This window comes from Amycolatopsis rhizosphaerae (assembly GCF_007713715.1).
In the GTDB taxonomy this organism is placed as follows: domain Bacteria; phylum Actinomycetota; class Actinomycetes; order Mycobacteriales; family Pseudonocardiaceae; genus Amycolatopsis_E; species Amycolatopsis_E rhizosphaerae.
Map to the genome: position 1 here is coordinate 1 of NZ_VJWX01000371.1, position 7,257 is coordinate 7,257.

A 7,257-nucleotide genomic window follows, 5' to 3' on the forward strand; every position below is an offset into this window, starting at 1 on the left:
ACGGCCTGCTCGACCTGTTCGTGCAGCCGACCGAGCCGTACGTCCTGCTGCCCCTGATCGCCCTCATCACGCTCTTGTGCGCCCTGGGACGACACTGGCGAGGAGCGCTGCTGTGCGTCGCGGGCACGGCGATCCCGGTGGCGCTGAACTCCTGGGTGCTCAAACCGCTTTTCGACCGGCACCTCAAGGACTACCTGGCCTATCCGAGCGGTCATACGGTGAGCCTGGTCGCCGTGCTCACCGTGCTCGTGCTGCTGGCCCGCCCGGGCACGGGCAGGCTGGTCTCGGGCGCGCTCGCGGTGCTCGTCACCGCCGTCGCCGGGGTCGGGCTGGTGGGTCTGGGCTACCACTACCCGATCGACGTGGCGGGCGGGGCGCTGTTCGCGGTCGCGGCGGTGCTCGGCGTGTCGCTCAGCGTGTCGTTCCTGCCGGTGCCGCGTCGCGCGCCAGAGCGGTCAGACGGCTCACCGCCCGGAGGTACTTCTTCCGGTAACCCCCCTGCAGCATCTCCTCGGTGAACAGCTCCGACAGCGGCTGCCCCGAGGCGAGCACCGGGATGGCCCGGTCGTAGAGCCGGTCCGCGAAGGCGACCAGGCGCAGCGCGACGTTCTGGTCGGGGGCGGAGTGCACGCCCTTGAGGTGCACCCGGGAGACGCCGTCCATCAGGCGCCCGTAGCGGGACGGGTGCAGGCGGGCCAGGTGGTCGCACAGGGCGTCGAAGTCGTCGATCGTGGCGCCTTCGTGCTCTTCGGCGGAGGCTTCGAGCGCGTCGTCGGTGACCGGGGGCGGCGGCTCGGGCAGGCCGCGGTGCCGGTAGTCCGGGCCGTCGACGCGCACCACGGAGAACCGCTGGGACAGCGACTGGATCTCCCGCAGGAAGTCCTCGGCGGCGAAGCGGCCCTCCCCCAGCTTGTCCGGCAGGGTGTTGGAGGTGGCGGCCACGTACACGCCGGCGTCGGTCAGTTCGCGCAGCAACCGGGTCACGAGCATGGTGTCGCCCGGGTCGTCGAGTTCGAACTCGTCGATGGCCAGCAGCCGGTGCTCCGACAGCCGCCGCACCGCCTCGTTGAAGCCGAGCGCGCCGACCAGGTGGGTCAGCTCGACGAAGGTGCCGTACGCCTTGGGCGAGGGGGCCGCGTGCCACGCGGAAGCCAGCAGGTGGGTCTTGCCCACGCCGAACCCGCCGTCCAGGTACAGGCCGTGCGCACGGGAGTCGCCGGAACCGCCGCCGAACAGGGCACGCAACCGCGACTTCTTCGCCGTGCCCGCCGGGATGCCCTCGGCGAAGGAGGCACACGAGGTCACCGCCTGGGCCTGGCTCGGCTCGTCCGGGTTCGGCACGTACGTGGCGAACCGGACCGCGTCGAACCGCGGCGGCGGCACCATCGAGGCGATCAGCTCGTCGGCCCCGATTTCGGGGCGACGGTCGGTCAGGTGGGCGGCGGAGGGCATGCGTTCGAGCCTAGCCGGGTGCCCCGGCCGCTCCGCCGCCTCGGCGCCGGTTGCGATTGAGATCACCGGCCCGGCTCGACCGCGGTTTCCCGGCGTGCTGGGATCGGATCATGCGGATGCTCTGGCCCCTGCAACGCGACGACGTGACCGACGCCGATCTGGAACGGCTCTACGACTACCCGTCGGGGCTGGACCGGCCGTGGGTGCAGGTGAACTTCGTGTCCTCGGCGGACGGCGCGGTGACCGCCGACGGGGTGTCCGAGGGCCTGTCGCATCCCGCCGACAAACGGGTGTTCCTGATGGGGCGTGATCTGGCGGACGTGATCCTGGTGGGTGGCGGGACGGTGCGCGAGGAGGGCTACCGGGGTGCCCGGTCCACCGCCGAGCGCCAGGAGCGGCGCCGCCGCCTCGGCCTGTCCCCCATCCCGCCGATCGCCGTGGTCAGCGGCAGCGCACGCCTGGATCCGGCCTCACCGCTGTTCACCGACACGACCGTCCCGCCGATCGTGATCACCACGGAGAGCGCGCCCGAAGAGCGCCGCGCGGCACTCGCCGAGGCGGGCGCGGACCTCCTCGTCGCGGGCGAGAAGATGATCGACCTCACCGCCGCGCTGGGCGGACTGTCCCGGCGCGGGCTGCGCAGGATCGACTGCGAGGGCGGCCCGCACCTGTTCGGCGAGCTGATCGCGGAGAACCTGGTCGACCAGCTCTGCCTCACCGTGGCGCCGGTGCTGGCGGGCGCCGGCGCCGGCCGCATCGCGATGGGCCGGACGGCCGGCGGGATCCAGCGCCTCGACCTGGCTTCCGTCCTGTACGAGGACGGGTTCACCCTCCTCCGCTACCGCAAGCGGGACTGAGGACCGGCGGGGAAGCGGCTACGCCGCGATCTCGGTCGCGGTTCCGCTGACCGAAATGCCCGTTCCCGCTTCCGCGGGGATGTCGGCCACGAGGCGGCACGGGCGGCCCATGTCCGCGCCCTGGTGGATGACGATCCGGGCGGGCGTCTCGACCAGGGCGAGCTCCCGCAGGTAGGCACCGAAGGCGGCGGCCGCCGCGCCGGTGGCCGGATCCTCGTAGATACCGCCGGGCGGGAACGGGTCGCGGGCGTGGAACTCCCCGGTTGCCCCGTCCCGCCAGACGAGCTGGAGCGTGGTCCAGCCGCACCGCGCCATCACGGCGCCGAGCGCGTCGAAGTCGTAGTCCAGTTCCGCCAGCCGGTCACGCCCGGCCACGGCGAGCACCAGATGGCTCGCACCGGCGTTGGCGACGCGGGGCGGCATCGCCGGATCGAGGTCCCCGGCCTGCCAGCGCAGCGCCTCCAGCGCGGCTTCCACGTCCTGCTCGGCGGCTTCCCGCACGGCGGGCCGGACGCTGGTGAGCGTGGCGTTCACCCGGCCGTCCACCAGCCCGGTGGCGACCGGCACCTCCCCCGCCGGGGTGCGGAACAGCAGGTCGCCCACGCCTTCGCGGAGGGCGAAGGCGACCGCCGAAGCGATCGTGGCGTGCCCGCAGAACGGCACTTCCGCCAGTGGGCTGAAGTAGCGGACGTCGAACCGGCGGCTGTCGCCTTCCCGGACCAGGAACGCGGTTTCGGAGTAGCCGACCTCCGCGGCGATGGCGAGCATCTTCGCCTCTCCGAGCCCGCGGGCGTCGAGTACGACCCCGGCCGGGTTGCCGCCCTCACCGGCGACGTCGAACGCTGCGTAACGCAGGACTTCCGCTGTCGTGTTCACGCCCGCAGCATGCCACGCGCTCAGCGGTCGAGATCCACGCGGACGGTCAGCAGGTCCGTGCCCACCGCGCGGACGGCGGCGCTGTTCATCTTCGGCAGTTTGTCCAGGCGCGCCCGGGAATCGTCCTGCCGCAGCAGTTCGGCGGTGCCGGCGTGCCACCGGCCCGCGATGCGGACCCGGACGCGGGGCTGCGCCCGGATGTTGCGCACGTACTGCGACCGGTCCCCGTGCTCGGAGACGAACCAGAACTCGTCACCGAGCCGGCGGCCGGCGATCGGGGTGCGGCGAGGCAGCCCGGAGGTGCGGCCCGTGGTTTCCAGCAGGGTCTGGAACGGCAGCGCGCGCGTGAGCGGGTTGAGGACGCGGCGCTGGAACGCGGTGACGCGGCGGTGCTTGCGGGCCGCCGGATCCTGCGTGACCCGGGTCAGCGCACGGGGAACCAGCCGCTCGTGCACGAGTGCCGCGGGTGCCCAGACCAGGCGCGCGAGCGGCCGTAGGAAGCGCACCTGCGTGGTCCAGACCAGGTCGTCCCCGTCGACGCGGATGACGTTCCGCGCGGCCATGAGCGGAGAAGACGCGTCGAGCACGACGAGTTCCGGAGTCGAGCGGGTGATCGCCCAGCCCAGGACGCGCCGGGGCGAGGAACGGGGTGAGAGGCGCAGGCCGAGCACCCCTCTCCACCCGGCGAGCAGGAACCACCGCGTGGGAAGCGAGGCGTCCTCCCAGAGCGCGCGGGCCCACCACTCCGCCGTGCGCACGTCGCCGCAGGGACGAGCGATGCCGAAGGCGGAGGCGTAGTCGGCCTCGGTCATGGCCGCCTGCGGGCTCACGGGGACGCGACGTGCGTTCATCGGCCTACCTCCTTTGCTATACGTGCGTCTACTAATGACGCTAGGCCGCATAGTAGACGCGTGTCAACTAAGCTGGCGTGGTGACCACCCCGCGGCGGCGCCTCCACCCGGACGAGCGACGCAACCAGCTGATCGACATCGGCGCGCGCCTGTTCGCCACGCATCCCTACGAGGAGGTGCTGATGGAACAGGTCGGCGCCGAGGCCGGGGTGTCCCGCGCACTGGTCTACCGCTACTTCCCCACCAAACGGGACCTGTTCGCGGCGATCTACCAGCGTGCCGCCGACCGCCTTCTGGCCGCGACGGAAACCGGCCGCCACGGCTCACTGACGGATTGGGTGCGTGCCGGACTCGATGCGCACATCGACTTCTTCGCCGACAACGCGCGCACGACGCTCGCCGCCAACCGCGAACTGGCGGGCGATCCGGTGATCCAGGGCATCATCTCCGCCGAGCTCGGTGCCCTCCGCGGCCTGATGGTCGAGGCGGCGGCGGTACCCGGCGACCGGCGGGAGCTGGTCTCCGCCGCGCTGCTGGCGTGGCTGTCGTTCGTCCGCGTCCTGTGCGTGGAATGGTTGCAGCATCGGGCTTTCTCGCGGGACGAACTGCGCGAGACGTGCCTGCGCGCCTTGTCCGGAATCCTGCACGGCGGAGCCGGGGAGGACGGCTGACGGCCCGCGCCGTTCGCGCCCTAGTGCGGCGGAGCCGCTTGCTCCACGCTGTCGGCTCGCACCGCTGCGGGTTCTGAGGCGGTTCCTGGCAAGAACACCACTGCCAGCGCGCATGAATTGCCATTCATGAGGAGGCGATCCCGCAGCCAGGGACCGCCTCAGGTTCCGCTACCCGCACCGCCACGCGAACCACTTTGATTCACGCCCTAATCGTCATCGAGGCGGGCGTGCAGGTGCATGTCGTGCCAGCCGTCGGCATGCAGCGCCTCCCGCCGTTTGGTGCCCTCATAGGCGTAACCGGCCCGCGCGGCCACCTGGCAGGGCGGGGTGTTGGCGGTCGAGTGGGTCAGTTCGATGCGGTGCAGGCCGATCTCGGTGAAGAACCACCGGGTGATCGCGTCCAGTGCCCGCGGCGCGATCCGCCCGCCGCGCGCCTCCGGCACCACCCAGGCGGCTGCCTTGCCCGTTCCCCTGGCCAGCTCCAGCCGGTGCAGGGCGATCCGCCCGATCGGGACGTCGTCGTCCCTGACCACGGCCCAGTCCGCTCCGGTCTCCGTCGTCCACCGCCGCGACCGCTCGGCGATCCAGGCCGCCGCGCCGGCTTCGCTCATCGACCGGCCGTGCCAGCGGCGGATCGTTTCGTCCCGGTACGCCTCCACCAGCCGGGGCGAGTCGCCGGTGCGCCAGGGGCGCAGGATCAGTTCGTCCACGGTCAGCCGCGGCTGCCGGTTCGCGGCCAGCCGTCCAGCGGGAATGACAGGGGTGGAAGGAGCCATGGATCGACTGTGCGCCCGCCCGCGCGCGTCACCGGCCCGATGGCCGGAACAGGCCGCGACCCGCTTACCCCGTGCTCACCGGCGGCATGCGAAGGTCTCCAGGGCAACGCGTATCGAAGTGAGGGGACTCGTCTTGCTCCGCCGGCAACACCTGCTGCTGCTCGCCGTGCTGGTGCCCAGCCTGCTCGCCGGGTGCACGGCGGGGCCGTCCCAGCGCCCGGCCGTGATCGAGAACGACCAGCAGTCGCCGACCGCCACTTCGGCGAGCCCGCGACCCGTGCCGCTGCCCCCGCTGGCCGAGCCCCAGTCCCCGTCGATCGCCTGGTCCGACTGCGATCGGCAGATCCGTGCGCGGCTCGAACCCCCGGCGGTGCCCCCCTCACTGCGGTTCACCTGCGCGGAGGCGGCCTCCGTGCTCGACGCCCCTGACCTGCCCGGCCGGGTCCGCACCCGGATCGCGCTGACCAAGGTGGGTGACGGCCCGGTCCCACTGATCGTGCTCAACGACGTCGAAGGGGAGTCCGGCGGGCTCTTCGCCGCCCACCTGGCGGCCTCGCTGCCCGCACCGCTGCTGCAGCGGTTCTCGCTGATCGGCGTGGACCGGCGCGGCACCGGGGACTCCGACCCGGTCAGCTGCGTCCCGTCCGACATCCGCGGCCAGCTGCTCAACCACGACCCCGCCGCCCCCGACGTCGACGGCCTGCTCGACGCGGCGCGCAAGGCAGGCCAGCAGTGCGCGATCGAGCTCGGCAGCGGCCAGCAGGCACTCGACAGCGGGCGCACCGCGGGCGATCTGGAAGAGATCCGCGACCAGCTCGGCGTCCCGCAACTCAACGTCATCGCCCGGGGCGAGGCCTCCGGCGTCGTGATCGCCTACGCGAACCGGTTCCCCACCCAGGTCGGCCGCGTGGTGCTCGACGGGCTCCGCGACCCCTCCGGCGATCCGGCCACCGTGCTCGGTGACCTCGTCACCGCCCAGCAGGCCACGCTCGACGCCTTCGGCGCCGACTGCGCCGCCCGGGGGTGCGCGCTGAACCAGGACGCCACGGCCGCGGTGACCGCGCTGCTGCAGCAGTTGCGGTCCGCGCCGGCGATGCTGCCCGGTGGGGCGAACTTCGGCCCCGGCGCCGCGCTCAACGCGATCATCGCCGGACTGGCGCAGCGGGCCCGCTGGCCCGAACTGGCCGATGCGATCCACGCGGCGCAGGGCGGTGACCCGGCCCGGCTGGCCGCGTTCCTCGGCGCGCTGCTCAACGGCTCGCAGGTGGCCCCGTCGCGGTTCGACGGCGCCATGGCCACCGAATGCAACGACACCGCGACCCGCATGCCCGCCGACCAGATCACCACGCTGACCGGGCGGCTCCGGCAGCGCTCGCCGCTGTTCGGCGGGCTGGCCACGCAGCGGCTGGTGTGGTGCCTGCCCTGGCCCGGCCGCACCGGCGCGCTGCCCTCGCTCGGCGTGCCGGGGTTGCCGCCCGTCCTGGTGACGAGCACGGCAACGGACCCGGTGACCCCGGAACCGGGGACGATCCGGGCCGCCCAGCAGATGTCCAGCGCGGTCCGCGTCGGCTGGCAGGGTACCGGGCACGGCGCACTGGCCTCGCCGTGCGTCGGCGAAGCCGTCCGGGCCTTCCTCGCCGACGGCAAGGTCCCCAGCGACGGCACCCTCTGCCCGGCTTAGGCGTTCTTTCCCGTGAGGGGTCCCCTCACGGGAGTATCGACCAGGGCCCCGGCAAAGGGGGTCCTTGCTTGGGCGAGTCCCACCCTCCGGCGC

The 7,257-nt window shown here is 72.9% G+C and carries 8 protein-coding genes; 4 read left to right on the forward strand and 4 right to left on the reverse strand.

Translation table 11 applies throughout. The features are described 5' to 3' along the window. On the forward strand, positions 1–518 hold a 518-nt coding region (locus FNH05_RS27670; protein WP_144591766.1), incomplete at its 5' end, for a phosphatase PAP2 family protein. Here FNH05_RS27670 and zapE read toward each other — a convergent pair. Beyond that, entirely contained in the window at positions 412–1,452 is a 1,041-nt protein-coding gene (gene zapE / locus FNH05_RS27675) for a cell division protein ZapE (protein ID WP_144591768.1), read from the reverse strand. The genes FNH05_RS27670 and zapE overlap by 107 nt on opposite strands. Positions 1,453–1,562: 110 nt before the next feature. Between zapE and FNH05_RS27680 the strand changes: the two genes are divergently transcribed. Beyond that, the gene (locus FNH05_RS27680) at positions 1,563–2,309 is read left to right on the forward strand and encodes a pyrimidine reductase family protein (RefSeq protein ID WP_144591769.1); all 747 of its coding nucleotides are present in this window, start codon (positions 1,563–1,565) and stop codon (positions 2,307–2,309) included. A gap of 18 nt (positions 2,310–2,327) precedes the next feature. On the opposite strand, the gene FNH05_RS27685 is transcribed toward FNH05_RS27680, so the two are convergent. Both FNH05_RS27685 and FNH05_RS27690 read right to left on the reverse strand, forming a co-directional pair. Next, positions 2,328–3,185, reverse strand: coding sequence for a PhzF family phenazine biosynthesis protein (locus FNH05_RS27685; protein WP_144591771.1), 858 nt, complete (start codon positions 3,183–3,185; stop codon positions 2,328–2,330). A gap of 20 nt (positions 3,186–3,205) precedes the next feature. Next, positions 3,206–4,036 carry a nitroreductase/quinone reductase family protein gene (locus tag FNH05_RS27690; protein ID WP_246127973.1) on the reverse strand — a complete coding sequence of 277 codons (831 nt, stop codon included), beginning with the start codon at positions 4,034–4,036 and terminating at the stop codon, positions 3,206–3,208. Positions 4,037–4,116: 80 nt separating this feature from the next. Between FNH05_RS27690 and FNH05_RS27695 the strand changes: the two genes are divergently transcribed. Then, complete coding sequence (locus FNH05_RS27695) at positions 4,117–4,707, forward strand: TetR/AcrR family transcriptional regulator (RefSeq protein WP_246127974.1); 591 nt, start codon at positions 4,117–4,119, stop codon at positions 4,705–4,707. Between the two features lie 206 nt (positions 4,708–4,913). Here FNH05_RS27695 and FNH05_RS27700 read toward each other — a convergent pair whose 3' ends face one another. Further along, a complete protein-coding gene (locus FNH05_RS27700) occupies positions 4,914–5,483 on the reverse strand; it encodes a GNAT family N-acetyltransferase (protein ID WP_144591774.1) in 570 nt (189 codons plus the stop codon). 133 nt (positions 5,484–5,616) lie between these two features. Between FNH05_RS27700 and FNH05_RS27705 the strand changes: the two genes are divergently transcribed. Then, positions 5,617–7,164: an alpha/beta hydrolase gene (locus FNH05_RS27705; protein ID WP_246127975.1), complete on the forward strand. Its 1,548-nt coding sequence runs from the start codon at positions 5,617–5,619 to the stop codon at positions 7,162–7,164. Positions 7,165–7,257 lie beyond the last annotated feature (93 nt).

Excerpts from the sequence above, each read along its gene's own strand:
- zapE (WP_144591768.1), bottom strand. The coding sequence starts at position 1,452 with ATGCCCTCCGCCGCCCACCTGACCGACCGTCGCCCCGAAATCGGGGCC.
- FNH05_RS27680 (WP_144591769.1), top strand. The coding sequence starts at position 1,563 with ATGCGGATGCTCTGGCCCCTGCAACGCGACGACGTGACCGACGCCGAT.
- FNH05_RS27690 (WP_246127973.1), bottom strand. The coding sequence starts at position 4,036 with ATGAACGCACGTCGCGTCCCCGTGAGCCCGCAGGCGGCCATGACCGAG.
- FNH05_RS27700 (WP_144591774.1), bottom strand. The coding sequence starts at position 5,483 with ATGGCTCCTTCCACCCCTGTCATTCCCGCTGGACGGCTGGCCGCGAAC.